Annotated in this window: 15 protein-coding genes; 14 read left to right on the top strand and 1 reads right to left on the bottom strand. The window is 62.7% G+C overall.

Features of this window, described 5'->3' with window-relative positions:
* Positions 1-66: 66 nt before the first annotated feature.
* Positions 67-957, bottom strand: coding sequence for a LysR family transcriptional regulator (locus tag LOY50_RS18960; protein ID WP_003203868.1), 891 nt, complete (start codon positions 955-957; stop codon positions 67-69).
* Positions 958-1,113: 156 nt separating this feature from the next.
* Between LOY50_RS18960 and leuC the strand changes: the two genes are divergently transcribed.
* From leuC to purF, 14 genes are all read left to right on the top strand, one after another.
* On the top strand, positions 1,114-2,532 hold the full coding sequence (gene leuC / locus LOY50_RS18955; protein WP_003203866.1) for a 3-isopropylmalate dehydratase large subunit: 1,419 nt from the start codon (positions 1,114-1,116) through the stop codon (positions 2,530-2,532).
* Between the two features lie 11 nt (positions 2,533-2,543).
* Complete coding sequence (gene leuD, locus LOY50_RS18950) at positions 2,544-3,188, top strand: 3-isopropylmalate dehydratase small subunit (protein WP_018612423.1); 645 nt, start codon at positions 2,544-2,546, stop codon at positions 3,186-3,188.
* A 155-nt stretch (positions 3,189-3,343) separates the two neighbouring features.
* Positions 3,344-4,108, top strand: coding sequence for a class I SAM-dependent methyltransferase (locus tag LOY50_RS18945; RefSeq protein ID WP_258688860.1), 765 nt, complete (start codon positions 3,344-3,346; stop codon positions 4,106-4,108).
* 66 nt (positions 4,109-4,174) lie between these two features.
* The gene (leuB, locus tag LOY50_RS18940) at positions 4,175-5,257 is read left to right on the top strand and encodes a 3-isopropylmalate dehydrogenase (protein WP_258688859.1); all 1,083 of its coding nucleotides are present in this window, start codon (positions 4,175-4,177) and stop codon (positions 5,255-5,257) included.
* A gap of 54 nt (positions 5,258-5,311) precedes the next feature.
* Entirely contained in the window at positions 5,312-6,424 is a 1,113-nt protein-coding gene (asd, locus tag LOY50_RS18935; RefSeq protein WP_003203857.1) for an aspartate-semialdehyde dehydrogenase, read from the top strand.
* 249 nt (positions 6,425-6,673) lie between these two features.
* Entirely contained in the window at positions 6,674-7,684 is a 1,011-nt protein-coding gene (locus LOY50_RS18930) for an aspartate-semialdehyde dehydrogenase (RefSeq protein WP_258688858.1), read from the top strand.
* 210 nt (positions 7,685-7,894) lie between these two features.
* Positions 7,895-10,489, top strand: coding sequence for a FimV/HubP family polar landmark protein (locus tag LOY50_RS18925; protein ID WP_258688857.1), 2,595 nt, complete (start codon positions 7,895-7,897; stop codon positions 10,487-10,489).
* Positions 10,490-10,874: 385 nt separating this feature from the next.
* Entirely contained in the window at positions 10,875-11,699 is an 825-nt protein-coding gene (truA, locus tag LOY50_RS18920; protein ID WP_018610821.1) for a tRNA pseudouridine(38-40) synthase TruA, read from the top strand.
* Positions 11,700-11,762: 63 nt separating this feature from the next.
* Positions 11,763-12,395: a phosphoribosylanthranilate isomerase gene (locus LOY50_RS18915; protein WP_258688855.1), complete on the top strand. Its 633-nt coding sequence runs from the start codon at positions 11,763-11,765 to the stop codon at positions 12,393-12,395.
* Positions 12,396-12,647: 252 nt separating this feature from the next.
* Positions 12,648-13,568, top strand: coding sequence for an acetyl-CoA carboxylase, carboxyltransferase subunit beta (gene accD / locus LOY50_RS18910; protein WP_018610823.1), 921 nt, complete (start codon positions 12,648-12,650; stop codon positions 13,566-13,568).
* Positions 13,565-14,872, top strand: coding sequence for a bifunctional tetrahydrofolate synthase/dihydrofolate synthase (gene folC, locus LOY50_RS18905; RefSeq protein ID WP_258688854.1), 1,308 nt, complete (start codon positions 13,565-13,567; stop codon positions 14,870-14,872). The genes accD and folC overlap by 4 nt, the downstream gene beginning before the upstream one ends.
* Entirely contained in the window at positions 14,856-15,533 is a 678-nt protein-coding gene (locus LOY50_RS18900; RefSeq protein ID WP_258688853.1) for an SPOR domain-containing protein, read from the top strand. The genes folC and LOY50_RS18900 overlap by 17 nt, the downstream gene beginning before the upstream one ends.
* A gap of 89 nt (positions 15,534-15,622) precedes the next feature.
* Positions 15,623-16,183 carry a CvpA family protein gene (locus LOY50_RS18895; RefSeq protein WP_003179770.1) on the top strand — a complete coding sequence of 187 codons (561 nt, stop codon included), beginning with the start codon at positions 15,623-15,625 and terminating at the stop codon, positions 16,181-16,183.
* 40 nt (positions 16,184-16,223) lie between these two features.
* Positions 16,224-17,729 carry an amidophosphoribosyltransferase gene (purF, locus tag LOY50_RS18890; protein ID WP_003203840.1) on the top strand — a complete coding sequence of 502 codons (1,506 nt, stop codon included), beginning with the start codon at positions 16,224-16,226 and terminating at the stop codon, positions 17,727-17,729.
* Positions 17,730-17,756: the final 27 nt, after the last annotated feature.

Raw genomic sequence — 17,756 nt, 5'->3', positions numbered from 1 at the left:
TCTAGCGAGCCTTGAGCGGGTTAGGGCATAAAGCACAGGCGTCAGGCCCTACAGACGCGGCACAACCTATGCCCTTGTCCCTGGCAAATCGATTTGTGCGTCCAGTAAGGCCATGAAGGCCCGTGCGGCGTTCGACAGCGTCCGTTCGGTGTGCAAGATATAGCCTAGCTGGCGACTGAGTTGTATGCCCGGCAAAGGAATGCGCGCCACCTGTTCGTCGAGCATGGTGCGCGGCAAAACGCTCCAGGCCAGGCCGATGGAGACCATCATTTTTATGGTTTCCAGGTAATTCGTGCTCATGGCGATATTCGGTGTCAGGCCCTGGGCTTCGAACAGCCGTCGCACGATGTGATGGGTAAACGTGTTGCCCCCCGGGAAAACCGCCGGATGCAGGGCAATGTCCGCCAGGCTGACCGCGCCGTTTTCCAGCAGCGCATGCTCCGGGGCAACCACGAAATCGAGGGGGTCGTCCCACACCGGTGTGGCCCGTACCAGCGTGTGGGGTTCGGGGGCGAGGGTGATGACGGCCAGTTCCGCCCGGCCATGGAGAATTTCTTCGTAGGCCACTTCCGAATCCAGGAACTGGATATCCAACGCCACCTGGGGGTAGCGTCGGGTGAATTCCCGCAATAAAGGTGGCAGGCGGTGCAGGCCGATGTGGTGGCTGGTGGCGAGCGTCAGGCGCCCGGTCACTTCGCCGCTCAGGTTGGTCAGGGCGCGGCGGGTGTCGTCCAGTACGTTGAGGATCTGATAGGCCCGTGGCAACAGGGCCCGGCCGGCCTCGGTCAGGCCCACTTCACGGCCCAGGCGATCGAACAGGCGCACCTTGAGCTGTTGCTCGAGGCCGGCAATGCGCTTGCTGATGGCCGGCTGGGTCAGGTGCAGGCGTTCGCCGGCGCCGGAGAAACTGCCCGTCTCGGCGATGGCTATAAAGGCATTGAGGTTGGCGAGGTCCATGGCGGTTCCGGTCGAATTCCAGTTGGTTATGCAAAGTATGAAAAATATGAATTTGAGTTATTTAATGTAACCCCATAGGATCAGCCTCACAAGCCAAGGGGTTATTGATTCGTTCAAGGCCCGGGGCATAGAAACAAGCTGATGAGGAACCGTCTGATGGCCGGCAAAACGCTCTACGACAAGCTCTGGGATTCGCATTTGGTCAAGCAGCGCGACGATGGCTCGGCGCTGATCTACATCGATCGTCACATCATCCACGAAGTGACTTCGCCGCAAGCCTTCGAAGGCCTGCGCCTGGCCGGGCGCAAGCCTTGGCGTATCGATGCCAACATCGCGACCCCGGACCACAACGTACCGACCACCCCGGAGCGCAAGGGCGGCATCGAAGCCATTGCCGACCAGGTCTCGCGCTTGCAGGTCCAGACCCTCGACGACAACTGTGACGAATACGGCATCGTCGAATTCAAGATGAATGACGTGCGCCAAGGCATCGTCCACGTCATCGGCCCGGAGCAGGGCGCGACCTTGCCTGGCATGACCGTGGTCTGCGGCGACTCGCACACCTCGACCCACGGTGCTTTCGGCGCCCTGGCCCACGGCATCGGCACCTCCGAGGTGGAGCATGTGCTCGCCACCCAGTGCCTGGTCGCCAAGAAAATGAAAAACATGCTGGTGCGCGTCGAGGGCAAGTTGCCGTTCGGCGTGACCGCCAAGGACATCGTCCTGGCGGTGATCGGCAAGATCGGCACCGCCGGCGGTAACGGCCATGCCATCGAATTCGCCGGCAGCGCGATCCGCGACTTGTCCGTCGAAGGTCGCATGACCATCTGCAACATGTCCATCGAGGCCGGTGCTCGCGTTGGCCTGGTGGCCGCCGATGAAAAAACCGTGGAATACGTCAAGGGCCGTCCGTTCTCGCCAAAAGGCGCGGAATGGGACATGGCGGTCGAGGCTTGGAAAGACCTGGTGTCCGACGCCGATGCCAAGTTCGACACCGTGGTCGAGCTCGACGCCACGCAGATCAAGCCGCAAGTCAGCTGGGGCACCTCGCCTGAGATGGTGTTGGCGGTGGACCAGAACGTACCGGATCCGGCCAAGGAAATGGACCTGGTCAAGCGCGACTCCATCGTCCGCGCCTTGAAATACATGGGCTTGAGCGCCAACCAGGCGATCACTGACATTCAGCTTGACCGTGTGTTCATCGGCTCTTGCACCAACTCGCGGATCGAAGACCTGCGCGCCGCTGCAGTGATCGCCAAGGGTCGCAAGGTTGCTTCGACCATCAAACAGGCCATCGTGGTGCCGGGCTCGGGCCTGGTGAAGGCCCAGGCGGAAGCGGAAGGGCTGGACAAGATTTTCCTTGAAGCCGGTTTCGAATGGCGTGAGCCGGGGTGCTCGATGTGCCTGGCGATGAACCCGGACCGCTTGGAGTCGGGCGAGCATTGCGCCTCCACCTCCAACCGTAACTTCGAAGGCCGTCAGGGCGCCGGTGGCCGTACGCACCTGGTGAGCCCGGCCATGGCCGCGGCGGCGGCTGTCAACGGCCGTTTCGTCGACGTCCGCGAATTGATCTGAAGGAGCGCAGCATGAAAGCTTTTACCCAGCACACCGGTCTTGTCGCGCCTTTGGATCGTGCCAACGTCGACACCGACCAGATCATTCCCAAGCAGTTCTTGAAGTCCATCAAGCGCACCGGTTTCGGCCCGAACCTGTTTGATGAATGGCGTTACCTGGATGTCGGCCAGCCTTACCAGGACAACTCCAAGCGGCCTTTGAACAAGGACTTCGTGCTCAACGCCGAGCGCTACCAAGGCGCCAGCGTGTTGCTGGCCCGTGAGAACTTCGGCTGCGGCTCGAGCCGCGAGCACGCGCCATGGGCCCTGGAAGAATACGGTTTCCGCAGCATCATCGCGCCGAGCTATGCCGACATTTTCTTCAACAACAGCTTCAAGAACGGCTTGCTGCCGATCATCCTCAGCGATGCTGACGTGGATGAGCTGTTCCAGCAGGTCGAGGCCAACCCCGGCTATCAACTGCAGGTCGACCTGGCCGCCCAGACCGTGACCCGTCCCGACGGGAAGGTGCTGGGTTTCGAGATCGACGCGTTCCGCAAGCATTGCCTGCTCAACGGCCTGGACGATATCGGCCTGACTTTGCAGGACGGCGAGGCGATTGCCGCGTTCGAGGCCAAGCACCGGGCGAGCCAGCCTTGGTTGTTTCGCGATGCTTGAAGGATTGATGTAGGCAGTACCGGCCTCATCGCGAGCAAGCTCGCTCCCACATTGGATTTGCGGCGTTCACAAAGCCCCTGTGGGAGCGAGCTTGCTCCGGGCGGCGATCCGACGATGAGGCCCGCCCAGGCAACACAACACCACAAGGACATCCCATGACCAGCACCGCCCACAGTCAGGTTGTACAAAAGCAATTCGGTGAACAGGCCTCGGCCTATCTGAGCAGTGCCGTGCACGCCCAGGGCGCTGAATTCGCGCTGCTGCAAGCTGCGTTGGCCGGCCGTGGCGATGCCCGGGTGCTGGACCTGGGGTGCGGCGCCGGCCATGTGAGTTTCCATGTGGCGCCGCTGGCCGGTGAAGTAGTGGCTTATGATTTGTCCCAGCAAATGCTCGATGTGGTCGCCACGGCGGCTGCCGAGCGTGGCCTGGGCAATGTCGGCACGGTATGCGGCGCCGCTGAGCGCTTGCCGTTCGCCGACGCTGAGTTCGACTTCGTGTTCAGCCGCTATTCGGCGCATCATTGGAGCGACCTGGGCCTGGCGTTGCGGGAAGTGCGCCGGGTGCTCAAGCCGGGCGGCGTGGTGGCGTTCATCGACGTCCTGTCGCCTGGCCTGCCGTTGCTGGACACGTACCTGCAAAGCGTCGAAGTGCTGCGCGACACCAGCCACGTGCGCGATTATTCTGCCGGCGAGTGGTTGCGCCAGGTCAGCGAGGCGGGGTTGCACACCCGCAGCACCTCGCGCCAGCGCCTGCGCCTTGAATACCGCTCCTGGGTCGAGCGCATGCGCACCCCCGAGGTGATGCGGGCGGCGATTCTCCAGCTGCAGCGTTCGATGGGCGATGAAGTGCGTGAATATTTTGAGATTGAGGCCGATGGTTCGTTCAGTACAGATGTGCTGGTGCTGTGGGCCGAGCGATAGCATTTTTCCCGGCCAGGCGTTGGGTACAAAGCCCAAGCGTGTGCCGACAGAGCAAACGAGGAAAGCATGAGCAAGCAGATTCTGATTCTCCCAGGTGATGGCATTGGTCCGGAAATCATGGCCGAAGCGGTCAAGGTCCTGGAACTGGCGAACGACAAGTACGGCCTGGGCTTCGAACTCAGCCACGACGTGATCGGCGGCGCAGCCATCGACAAGCACGGCGTGCCCCTGGCCGATGAAACCCTGGACCGTGCCCGTGCAGCCGATGCCGTGCTGCTGGGCGCCGTGGGTGGCCCGAAGTGGGACAAGATCGAACGCGACATCCGTCCTGAGCGCGGCCTGCTGAAGATTCGCGCGCAACTGGGCCTGTTCGGCAACCTGCGTCCGGCGATCCTTTACCCACAACTGGCCGATGCATCGAGCCTGAAGCCGGAAATCGTCGCGGGCCTGGACATCCTCATCGTCCGCGAGTTGACCGGCGGCATCTACTTCGGCGCCCCACGTGGCACCCGTGAGCTGGAAAATGGCGAGCGCCAGGCCTATGACACCCTGCCGTACAGCGAAAGCGAAATCCGCCGTATCGCCCGGGTTGGCTTCGACATGGCCCGCGTGCGTGGCAAGAAGCTGTGCTCGGTGGACAAGGCCAACGTACTGGCTTCCAGTCAACTGTGGCGTGAAGTGGTCGAGCAGGTGGCCAAGGATTACCCGGACATCGAGCTGAGCCACATGTACGTCGACAACGCCGCCATGCAACTGGTGCGTGCGCCGAAGCAGTTCGACGTGATCGTCACCGACAACCTGTTCGGCGACATCCTGTCCGACGAAGCGTCGATGCTCACCGGTTCCATCGGCATGCTGCCGTCGGCCTCCCTGGACGCCAACAACAAGGGTATGTACGAGCCGTGCCATGGTTCGGCGCCGGACATCGCCGGGCAGGACATTGCCAACCCGTTGGCGACCATCCTGTCGGTGTCGATGATGCTGCGCTACAGCTTCAATTTGAATGATGCCGCCGACGCGATCGAAAAAGCCGTCAGCGTGGTCTTGGACCAAGGCTTGCGCACCGGTGATATCTGGTCGCAAGGTTGTACCAAAGTCGGTACGCAGCAAATGGGCGATGCAGTAGTCGCCGCGCTGCGGAATCTGTAATCTTTCGGGCCCACCGCTCCGACGGTGGCCCACTTTTGTATAGGTGTAGTTGCGATGAAACGTGTAGGTCTGATCGGTTGGCGCGGCATGGTCGGTTCCGTGCTCATGCAGCGAATGCTGGAAGAGCAGGATTTCGATCTCATTGAGCCGGTGTTTTTCACCACTTCCAATGTCGGTGGCCAGGGCCCGTCTGTGGGCAAGGACACCGGTGCGCTCAAGGATGCCTACAGCATCGAAGAGCTCAAGACCCTCGACGTGATCCTGACCTGCCAGGGTGGCGACTACACCAGCGAAGTTTTCCCCAAGCTGCGTGAAGCCGGCTGGCAGGGTTACTGGATCGACGCCGCTTCCAGCCTGCGCATGCAGGACGACGCGGTGATCGTCCTCGACCCGGTGAACCGCAAGGTCATCGACCAGCAGCTGGACGCGGGCACCAAGAACTACATCGGCGGCAACTGCACCGTCAGCCTGATGCTGATGGGCCTGGGCGGCCTGTTCGAAGCTGGGCTGGTGGAGTGGATGAGCGCCATGACCTACCAGGCGGCGTCCGGGGCCGGCGCGCAGAACATGCGTGAGCTGATCAAGCAGATGGGCGCCACCCACGCCGCCGTCGCCGATGACCTGGCCAATCCGGCCAGTGCCATCCTCGACATCGATCGCAAGGTCGCCGAGGCGATGCGCAGCGATGCCTACCCGACCGAGAACTTCGGCGTACCGCTGGCCGGCAGCCTGATCCCCTGGATCGACAAGGAACTGCCTAACGGCCAGAGCCGCGAAGAGTGGAAGGCCCAGGCCGAAACCAACAAGATCCTGGGTCGCTTCAAGAGCCCGATCCCGGTGGACGGCATCTGCGTGCGCATCGGCGCCATGCGCTGCCACAGCCAGGCGCTGACCATCAAGCTGAACAAAGACGTGCCAATCGCCGACATCGAAGGGCTGATCAGCCAGCACAACCCTTGGGTCAAGCTGGTGCCGAACAACCGCGAAATCAGCATGCAGGAGCTGAGCCCGACCAAGGTCACCGGCACCCTGAACGTACCGGTGGGCCGTCTGCGCAAACTGAACATGGGTTCGCAATTCGTCGGTGCCTTCACCGTCGGCGACCAACTGCTGTGGGGCGCGGCCGAACCGCTGCGTCGCATGCTGCGGATCCTGCTCGAGCGTTGATCGATTGCTGCGGTGAAAGAACCCGTGCCTTGTGAGAGGTGCGGGTTTTTTATTGGGGGGCAATTGTGTATCAGGGCGGGCCTCATCGCGAGCTCGCTCCCACAGGTTTTGTGGTCACTGAAGATCCCATGTGGGAGCGAGCTTGCTCGCGATGAGGCCCGCCCAGGCACTGCAAACCCTCCGGCCAATTGCCTGCATACCCACCACCCGGTAAAGTGCCGCTCCCCACGTTTTACCTGAGGTAGACCCATGAGCCAGTCCTTTGATATTGCCGTGATCGGCGCCACCGGTACTGTCGGCGAAACCCTCGTCCAGATTCTCGAAGAGCGGGATTTCCCGGTCGGCAACCTGCACCTGCTGGCCAGCAGCGAATCGGCAGGCAGTTCGGTGATGTTCCGTGGCAAAAACGTGCGGGTGCGCGAAGTCGACGAATTCGATTTCAGCAAAGTCCAACTGGTGTTCTTCGCCGCCGGCCCGGCGGTGACCCTGAGTTTCGCCCCGCGGGCCACGGCGGCTGGCTGTGCGCTGATCGACCTGTCCGGCGCCTTGCCGCCCGAACAGGCGCCGCAGATCGTGCCGGAAGCCAATGCCCAGGTGCTCGCCGGTTTGAGCAAGCCGTTGCAGGTCAGCAGCCCCAGTGCTTCGGCCACGGCCTTGGCGGTCGTGCTGGCGCCGCTGCGCGAATGCCTGGACTTGCAGCGCATCAGCCTGGCCGCCAGCCTCGCCGTGTCGGCCCAGGGCCGCGTGGCCGTGAGCGAATTGGCGCGCCAGACCGCCGAGCTGCTCAACGCCCGTCCGCTGGAGCCGAAATTCTTTGATCGGCAGATGGCGTTCAACCTGCTGGCCCAGGTCGGCACCCCGGACGAGCAGGGCCATACGCAGCTGGAAAAGCGCCTGGTCCGCGAGTTGCGCCAGGTGCTGAATCAACCTTTGTTAAAGATTTCCGTAACTTGCATTCAAGCCCCGGTGTTTTTTGGCGATAGCTTTAGCGTGACTGTGCAGTCTGCGAGCCCCATCGACCTGGCCAAGGTCAACACGGCGTTGGAAGCGGCACCCGGTATCGAGCTGGTGGAGGCGGGCGATTACCCGACGGCGGTGGGCGATGCGGTGGGGCAGGATGTGGTCTACGTTGGTCGTGTTCGCGGTGGGATCGACGATCCGGCGGAACTAAATATGTGGCTGACGTCAGATAACGTGCGCAAGGGCGCGGCGCTCAATGCCGTGCAGGTGGCTGAGTTGTTGATAAAAGACTTGCTGTAAAAGATACTTGGCGTCAATTTGTCGAATGATTCTAGCCGGGCGCTATGCTTGGTCGGAATGCTGAAGGCGAACATCCCTCTGGGGGACTTTCCCGGGGCATGAGTGAAATGATCGCGCGCACCGTCGCATCGGGGCTGCGCGCAATGCCTTACGGCAGCGGCATCAATACCTTCTCGCTGGCCGAGGAATGTTCAAACAAAGGAAGAGGCTATGGTTCAAGTTCGCAAACTGGTGTTAGCAATAGCGGCCGCCTCGGCGCTGTCCTCCGGTATGGCGCAAGCGCTCGGGCTCGGGGAATTGACCCTGAAGTCGACGCCGAACCAGCCCCTGGTCGCCGAGATCGAGTTGCTCGACGTCCAGCAGCTGACCGCCGCCGAAGTCGTGCCGAGCCTGGCCTCGCCCGATGACTTCGCCAAGGCCGGCGTCGACCGCCAGGCCTTTCTCAATGACCTGAGCTTCACCCCGGTGATCAACGCCAATGGCAAGAGCGTCCTGCGGGTAACGTCCAGCCGGCCGCTGTCCGAACCCATGGTCAAGTTCCTGGTGCAGGTGATGTGGCCTAACGGCCGTCTGCTGCGCGACTACAGCGTTTTGCTCGATCCTTCCAAATTCTCGCCACAGGCCGCCGACGCCGCCCGGGCGAAACCGCCCCAGGTCGTGTCCACGCCGGTCACCGGGGCCACCAAGCCTTCGCAATACACCACCACGCCGCGCGATACCCTGTGGGAAATCGCCGCCAAGGCGCGCAACGGTGGGTCGGTCCAGCAAACCATGCTGGCGATCCAGGCGTTGAACCCGAACGCATTCATCAACGGCAACATCAACCTGCTCAAGACCGGTCAGGTCTTGCGCCTGCCGGACCCCGTGCAAAGCACTGCGTTGCCGCAACCCCAGGCCATCGCTGAAGTGGCTGCGCAGAACGCCGCCTGGCGCTCGGGTCGTCGTGGCGTGGCGGGTGCTGGCAAGCAGCAGTTGGATGCCACCAAGCGTGGCCGTGGCGAAGGCGCGCCGGCACAGGCTGCCGGTCGCGACAACTTGAGCCTGGTGTCGGCCGACTCGGCGAAGGCGGGCGGCAAGGGCAAGGGCGCTGCCGGCGATGCCCAGGCGCTCACCAACAAGCTTGCAGTCACCCAGGAAAGCCTCGACTCGGCTCGCCGGGATAACGAAGAACTGAAAAGCCGCATGGCGGATCTGCAGAGCCAACTGGACAAACTGCAGCGCCTGATCGAGCTGAAGAACAACCAACTGGCCAAGATGCAGGCCGAAGGTGCCGCCGTTCCTCCTGCTGGCGAGGCACCTCCTGCAATGTCCGCAGAGTTGACCCCTGCGCCAGCGGCACAGGCCCCGACGGCTGCGCCTGCGCCAGAGGCGGCCCCGGAAGCGACACCGCCTGCCGCTCCGGTCGAGCCGACGCCTGCCACGTCCAACGAGCAAAAATACAACGACCTGCTGACCAACCCGATCCTGCTGGGATTGATTGGCGGCGGCGCGCTGCTCCTGCTGTTGCTGCTGTTGCTGCTCGCCCGTCGCCGCAAGGCTCAACAGGAAGCGGAAAAGCACTTGCGCATGGCCCGAGCCCTCGAGGAGGAGGCTGACTTCTCCCCGGAGCTCGATCTGCCCCCGAGCAGCTTCGAGGGCATTGACGTTCCGCCACCGAGCGTAAAACTCGAGCCAAAACCCGCGCCTGCCCCTGCGCCATTCCCCAAGCCGGCCCCGGTGGTCGCGCCTGTGGTGGTCACACCGCCTATCGCGGCGCCATTGGTGGCTCCGGCTGCCGAGCGCTCCGACGACGTGCTGCCCCAGGCCCAGTCCCATATCGACCGCGGTCGCTTGAACCAGGCCGCCGACCTGCTTGAACAGGGCATCAAGGCCGAGCCCCAGCGCAGCGACCTGCGCCTGAAGCTAATGGAAGTCTACGGTCAGCAGGGCGACCGCGACGCTTTCGTCGCCCAGGAACGCCAGTTGGTGGCCAATGGCGAGAATTTCGCCCAGGTCGAACAGCTGAAAAGCCGTTTCCCGGCCATGGTGGTCGCCACCGCGGCAGGCCTGGCCGCCGCGACAGTGGCAGCGGAGCTGGACGCGCAGTACGTCAAGGACCTGTTGGAAGACAAGACGCCGACCGACGAGGAGCTGGACAGCGCCTTTGACTTGAGCCTGGATGACCTGGAAACGACCCCGGTCGCGCCGACACCAGAGCCTGTCGCTGAGCTGGACGCGTTCCCGGAAGACGACGATCTGAGTTTCGAGTCGGTGCTCAAGCAACAGACTCAAGCCAACGAAAGCCTGGACGACCTGTCGGAATTCGACCTGGACCTGGGTGCCGATGCGCCGACCCCGATCCCGGCGCTCGACGATGAAGACTTCCTGCTCGATCTGGACGACGACCTCAAGGGCCTGGACTTGCCTGCGACTGAAACGCCAGCCTTGGCCGACATCCCAGCCGACGATCTCGAACTGCCGGCGGATTTCGATCTGTCCCTGTCTGATGAAATGGACGCGCACGATGCGCCCAAGGATGCCTTCGAGTCCGAGCTGGACGATGTAAACGCCGAGTTGGATCGCCTGTCCGACACGCTGGGCCAGCCAACGTTTACCGCCGAAGATGCCCTGGTCGGTGCTGAAGACGAACCCGACTTCGACTTCCTTAGCGGTACCGACGAAGTGGCGACCAAGCTCGATTTGGCCCAGGCCTACATCGACATGGGCGACAACGACGGCGCCCGCGACATCCTCGGCGAAGTCCTCAGCGAAGGCGACGCCACCCAGAAGAGCGAAGCGCAGGAGATGTTGTCGCGCCTGGCTTGAGTCAGCGATTGAACAAAAACGGCAGCCGGTGAGGCTGCCGTTTTTGTTTGTGGGCAATTCACGCTGCTCTTGTGGCGAGGGAGCTTGCTCCCGCTCGAGTGCGCAGCGCTCGCAAAAGTGCTCGACGCGCCATGGAGAGGGTCTGCTTCGCAGCCCAGCGGGAGCAAGCTCCCTCGCCACAAGGACTTGTCTTGGTCTGAAAAATCATCTGGGCTCCTGTGGGGGCGAGCTTGCTCCGGGCGGCGATCCGACGATAGCGCCAGACCATTCAACACAGGATCACCCGTCGGACTGGCATCCCAAGCCATCGGCCTTATAATGCCCGCCTTTGCGTACCTCAGCAGGCTGTAATTCCTTGGCAAACATAGACAACCCGGCCGCCGAAATGGCGGCCGACGGCTTTTTCCGGATCGCCTTGGGCGTTGAATACAAAGGCTCGCGCTATCGTGGCTGGCAGCGCCAGGCTTCCGGTGTATTGACGGTGCAGGAAACCCTTGAAAACGCCCTGTCCAAAGTCGCCGACTCGCCCGTGTCGCTGCATTGCGCCGGCCGTACCGATGCTGGCGTGCATGCCTGCGGCCAAGTGGTGCATTTCGACACCCAGGTCGAGCGTTCGATGAAGGCTTGGGTGATGGGCGCCAACATCAACTTGCCCCACGACGTCAGCGTCAGTTGGGCGAAGGTGATGCCGGCGCACTTCCATGCCCGCTTCAAGGCCATCGCCCGGCGGTATCGCTACGTGATCTACAACGATCAGATCCGCCCGGCGCACCTGAACGAAGAAATCACCTGGAATCACCGCCCGCTGGACGTCGAGCGCATGGCCGAGGCCGCGCAATACCTGGTCGGCGTGCACGACTTCAGCGCCTTTCGCGCCGGCCAGTGCCAGGCCAAGTCGCCGATCAAAGAGTTGCATCACCTGCGCGTGACTCGTCACGGCAAGATGATCGTGCTCGACATCCGCGCCAGCGCGTTCCTGCATCACATGGTGCGCAACATTGCCGGCGTGCTGATGACCATTGGTGCTGGCGAACGGCCAGTGGAGTGGATCAAGGAAGTGCTCGACAGTCGTGTCCGTCGCTCCGGTGGCGTCACGGCGCACCCGTTTGGCTTGTACCTGGTACAGGTCGAATATCGCGATGAGTTCGAGCTGCCGGAGCGTTACATCGGGCCACATTTCCTCACGGGCTTCTCGGAACTCGACGGCTGACGCCCTCCGCAGCATTTGCTACCATCCGGGACTTTCACGCAATTGCCTGAGGTTTTACCCACCATGCCGGTCGTTCGCAGCAAGATTTGCGGGATCACCCGCGTCGAGGACGCGTTGGCGGCTGTCGAGGCCGGGGCCGATGCCATCGGGCTGGTGTTCTACGCCAAGAGCCCGCGCGCGGTGACGGTGCAGCAGGCGAGGGCGATCATCGAGGCCTTGCCGCCGTTCGTGACGTCCGTGGGCCTGTTCGTCAATGCCAGTCGTTGCGAGTTGGGCGAAATACTCGATGCGGTGCCGCTGGGCTTGTTGCAGTTCCATGGCGACGAGACCCGAGCCGATTGCGAAGGCTGGCATCGTCCGTACATCAAGGCGTTGCGGGTCAAGGCCGGGGATGACATTGCCGCCAGTTGCGCAGCGTTCGCCAGTGCCAGCGGCATTTTGCTGGACACCTATGTGGAAGGCGTTCCCGGAGGGACCGGCGAAGCGTTCGATTGGTCGCTGGTGCCCCAAGGCTTGGACAAACCGATTATCCTGGCCGGTGGCCTGACCGTGGATAACGTGGCCCAGGCCATTCGCCAGGTTCGCCCTTACGCGGTGGACGTGAGCGGAGGCGTGGAGCAGAGCAAGGGCATCAAGGACCCTGCAAAGATTCGTGCATTCATGGCCGCTGTGCGCAGTAGCCAGTCGTCAATGTGACGGCTGGCAGACTGCCGCCGTCCATACCAGCACTGTACAAAACAGGCAGGCGCCGCCTCCGGGTGGGCCGATAGCGAAGTGGTAGCCGCCGTGCGGTTGCCGGGATGGCTGAGGAAGGTTGGGTTGCACGCAGGTCATGTCTTGCACTGACCGTGGCGGCCCCTCGACTCGCCGCACAATGAATTTAGCTCAAGGGCATACGCGGGGCCGCGAACCAAAGCGTTCGGGCCGCCGGTACTGGAGAAAGAAAGCATGAGCAACTGGTTGGTAGACAAACTGATCCCTTCGATCATGCGTTCCGAGGTGAAGAAAAGCTCGGTGCCTGAAGGTCTGTGGCACAAATGTCCATCCTGCGAAGCGGTGCTGTACCGTCCCGAGCTGGAAAAGACCCTGGACGTTTGCCCCAAGTGCAACCACCACATGCGCATCGGCGCGCGTGCCCGTATCGACATTTTCCTCGATGCCGAAGGCCGTGTTGAGCTGGGTGCCGACCTGGAGCCAGTGGATCGCCTGAAATTCCGCGACGGCAAGAAATACAAGGACCGCCTGACCGCTGCCCAGAAGCAGACCGGCGAAAAAGACGCGCTGATATCCATGACTGGCACCCTGCTGGGCATGCCGGTGGTGGTCTCGGCCTTTGAATTCTCCTTCATGGGCGGTTCCATGGGCGCCATCGTCGGTGAGCGCTTCGTTCGTGCCGCCAACTACGCTCTGGAAAACCGTTGCCCGATGATCTGCTTCGCCGCTTCCGGCGGTGCGCGGATGCAGGAAGCGCTGATCTCCCTGATGCAAATGGCCAAGACCTCCGCGGTGCTGGCGCGTCTGCGCGAAGAAGGCATTCCGTTCATCTCGGTGCTGACCGACCCGGTCTACGGCGGTGTTTCCGCCAGTCTGGCGATGCTGGGCGACGTGATCGTCGGCGAGCCGAAAGCCTTGATCGGGTTTGCCGGCCCGCGCGTGATCGAGCAGACCGTGCGTGAAAAACTGCCGGAAGGCTTCCAGCGCAGTGAGTTCCTGCTGGAGCACGGCGCCATCGACATGATCATCCATCGTCAGGAGCTGCGTCCGCGCCTGGGCAACCTGCTGGCACAACTGATGGGTCTGCCGACGCCGAAATTCGTCGCCGCACCGATCGAGCCGATCGTGGTTCCGCCAGTGCCTGCCGGGCTATGACCCAACGCACCCTGGGCGACTGGCTTGCCTACCTCGAGCAGTTGCATCCATCGGCCATCGACATGGGGTTGGAGCGCTCGCAAACGGTAGCGTCCCGCATGGGACTGGCCAAGCCGGCGCCCCGGGTCATCACCGTCACCGGCACCAACGGCAAGGGTTCGACCTGCGCCTTCGTGGCTTCGCTGCTACGAGCCCAGGGGCTGAGCGTCGGTGTCTACAGCTCGCCGCACCTGCTGCGCTACAACGAGCGGGTGCAAGTGAACGGCGTCGAAGCCACTGACGCCCAGCTGTGTGAAGCCTTTGCCGCGGTGGAAGCCGGGCGAGGCGATACAACCCTCACTTATTTCGAGATGGGCACCCTGGCGGCGTTCTGGTTGTTTGCCCGTGCCGGTCTCGATGCGGTCGTGCTGGAAGTGGGCCTGGGCGGACGGCTGGATACGGTCAACCTGGTGGACGCAGACATTGCCCTGGTCACCAGCATTGGCGTGGACCATGCCGATTACCTGGGCGATACCCGCGAATCCGTGGCCTTCGAGAAGGCCGGCATCTTTCGCCAGGGCGCGCCTGCGCTTTGCGGCGATCTCAATCCCCCCCAGCCGTTGCTGGACAAGGTTCGCGAATTGAGCTGCCCGTTCTTTCTACGCGGGCGGGATTTCGACCTGGCGATGACCGAGCAGCATTGGCAATGGCGCGGCAGCGACCTGCAGGGCAATCCGGTGGAGTTGCACGATCTGCCCTTGCTGGACCTGCCGATGGAAAACGCCGCGCTGGCGCTGCAGGCCTACCTGTTGCTGGGCTTGCCATGGGATGCCGGGCAAATCGTCCAGGCGCTGCAGGCGACCCGTGTGGTCGGGCGCCTCGATCGTCGTCAGTTCGATTGGCAAGGCAAGCGTCTGAACCTGTTGCTGGATGTCGGCCATAACCCTCACGCGGCGCAGTACCTGGCCGAGCGCCTGGCACGGCGGCCCGTGGTGGGGCGGCGCCTGGCGGTGTTCGGGCTGCTGTCCGACAAGGATCTGGATGGCGTTGTCGAGGCGTTGGGTGCTAGTGTCGAGCATTGGGCGGTGACGCCACTGGATTCGCCGCGCTCGCGTACCGCGGCTGAGCTGCAGGAAGCCTTGCAGCGCCATGGCGCTTCAGTGCAAGCCTACGCTAGCGTGGCCGCCGCGCTGGAAGGGCAGTGCGCCCTGGCGACGGCCGATGATGAAATCCTGCTGTTCGGATCATTTTTTTGTGTTGCCGAGGCCCTTCAATGGTTGGCCCGGCGCTCCACGGAGGAGGCTGCAGATGGCATTGCTGGATAAGGCGTACAAGCAGCGCATGGTCGGGGCCCTGGTGTTGGTGGCCCTGGCGGTGATTTTCCTGCCAATGCTGTTTTCCCGTCAGGACGAGCAACGCCAGGTCACGGTCGACGCGCCGGCCGCGCCCCAGGCGCCTTCGGTGCCGCCTGTGCAAGTCGAGCCAGTGGCGGTGCCCGAGCCCCAGGCGTTGCCTCAGGAGCCTGTGCCAAGCGACGAGGAATTGGCTGAGCAGCCTGCGGTGCCTTCTACGCCGATTGCACCTGCACCTGCACCTGCCACGCCTGCCCCCGCCGCGCCAAGCAAACCGACTGTCGCGCCGGTGCCTGTTCCAGCAACACCGGCTATCAAGCCGGCCCCGAGCCAGCCGATCACTGCTGCGCCCACCAAGCCGGACACCACGCAGAGTCGTGTGGATGCCAATGGCCTGTCGGTCAGCTGGTCGGTGCAACTGGCCAGCCTGACCAGTCGCGAAAGTGCCGAGAACTTGCAGAAAACCCTGCGCAGCCAGGGCTACAACGCCTACATCCGTTCCGCTGATGGCAAGAATCGGGTGTTTGTCGGGCCGCTGATCGAGCGTGCCGAAGCCGACCGCCTGCGTGATCTGCTCGGCCGCCAGCAGAACCTCAAGGGTTTTGTGGTGCGCTTCCAGCCAGAGCGCGGTTGACAGCGATTTAGCTGATTTGAATCGTGCAGCTTACCGACAGCCCTGCGCTCTGCTAAAATGCGCCGCCTTATCCGTCTGTAGGCTGCACCGTGCCATTTACCTGGGTTGACTGGGCGATCGTTGCGATCGTCGCCATCTCCGCATTGATCAGTCTGAGCCGCGGCTTCGTCAAGGAAGCCCTCTCGCTGCTGACCTGGATCATCGCGGGAGTCGTGGCCTGGATGTTTGGTGGTTCGCTGTCCCAGTACCTCGCCGGATACATCGAAACTCCGTCGGCTCGCGTGATCGCGGGCTGTGCCATCTTGTTTATCGCCACCTTGCTGGTTGGCGCAATGATCAATTATCTGATCGGCGAACTGATTCGCGTCACCGGGCTTTCCGGGACGGACCGGTTCCTGGGCATGGCCTTTGGCGCGGCGCGTGGCGCGTTGCTGGTGGTCGTGGCCGTCGGGCTCTTGAGCCTGGGGCCGGTACAGCAGGATACGTGGTGGCAGGAGTCCCGGCTCGTGCCTCAATTTTTATTGGTCGCAGACTGGTCCAAAAACCTGATCCTGGGTTGGAGCAGTCAGTGGCTTGCCAGCGGTATCAGCGTACCCGCTGAAATACCGTTCAAGGAACACCTCTTGCCGATGGCCAAAACGCCGCAGTAAGTGTGTTCAGTTCAGATCCATTAAGTAGGGGTTGCGTCGCATGTGTGGCATCGTCGGTATCGTCGGTAAGTCGAACGTCAATCAGGCGCTGTATGACGCGCTAACCGTGCTCCAGCACCGCGGCCAGGACGCTGCCGGTATCGTGACCAGCCATGACGGCCGGTTATTCCTGCGCAAGGACAACGGCCTGGTGCGTGATGTGTTCCACCAGCGCCATATGCAGCGCCTGGTCGGTCACATGGGTATCGGCCACGTGCGCTACCCGACCGCGGGCAGCTCGACGTCGGCTGAAGCCCAGCCGTTCTACGTCAACTCGCCTTACGGCATCACCTTGGCGCACAACGGCAACCTGACCAACGTCGAGCAACTGGCCAAGGAGATCTACGAATCTGACTTGCGCCACGTCAACACCAATTCCGACTCGGAAGTGATGCTCAACGTCTTCGCTCATGAGCTGGCCCAGCGCGGCAAGCTGCAGCCTACCGAAGAAGACGTGTTCGCCGCCGTGACCGACGTGCACAACCGTTGCGTCGGCGGCTATGCGGTGGTGGCGATGATCACCGGCTACGGCATCGTCGGCTTCCGCGATCCCCACGGTATCCGCCCGATCGTGTTCGGCCAGCGCCACACCGACGAAGGCGTCGAATACATGATCGCCTCCGAAAGCGTGTCCCTGGACGTGCTGGGCTTCACCCTGATTCGCGACCTGGCTCCGGGCGAAGCGGTCTACATCACTGAAGACGGCAAGCTGCACACCCGTCAGTGCGCGACCAACCCGTCCTTGACCCCGTGCATCTTCGAACACGTCTACCTGGCGCGTCCGGACTCGATCATCGACGGCGTCTCGGTCTACAAGGCCCGCCTGCGCATGGGTGAAAAACTGGCCGACAAGATCCTGCGCGAGCGTCCGGACCATGACATCGACGTGGTCATCCCGATCCCGGACACCAGCCGCACCGCGGCCCTGGAGCTGGCGAACCACCTGGGCGTCAAGTTCCGCGAAGGCTTCGTGAAGAACCGCTACATTGGCCGGACCTTCATCATGCCGGGCCAGGCAGCACGGAAAAAATCCGTACGCCAGAAGCTCAACGCCATCGAACTGGAATTCCGTGGCAAGAACGTGATGCTGGTGGACGACTCCATCGTGCGTGGCACCACGTGCAAGCAGATCATCCAGATGGCCCGTGAAGCCGGCGCCAAGAACGTGTATTTCTGCTCTGCGGCCCCGGCCGTGCGCTACCCTAACGTCTACGGCATCGACATGCCGAGTGCCCATGAGCTGATCGCTCATAACCGTACCACCCAGGACGTGGCCGACCTGATCGGCGCCGACTGGTTGATCTACCAGGACCTGCCGGACCTGATCGAAGCGGTCGGTGGCGGCAAGATCAAGATCGAGCACTTCGATTGCGCGGTATTCGACGGCAAGTACGTCACCGGCGACATCGACGAGGCCTACCTGAACAAGATCGAGAACGCACGTAACGATGCGTCCAAGGCCAAGACTCAGGCGGTCAGCGCGATCATCGATCTGTACAACAACTGATTAACCAACCGGCCCTGAGGGGCCGGT

This window comes from Pseudomonas sp. B21-010, assembly GCF_024749325.1.
Classification (GTDB): domain Bacteria; phylum Pseudomonadota; class Gammaproteobacteria; order Pseudomonadales; family Pseudomonadaceae; genus Aquipseudomonas; species Aquipseudomonas kilonensis.
The sequence above is the reverse complement of the archived record's forward strand: the minus strand, read 5'-3'. Positions and strand labels throughout refer to the sequence as shown.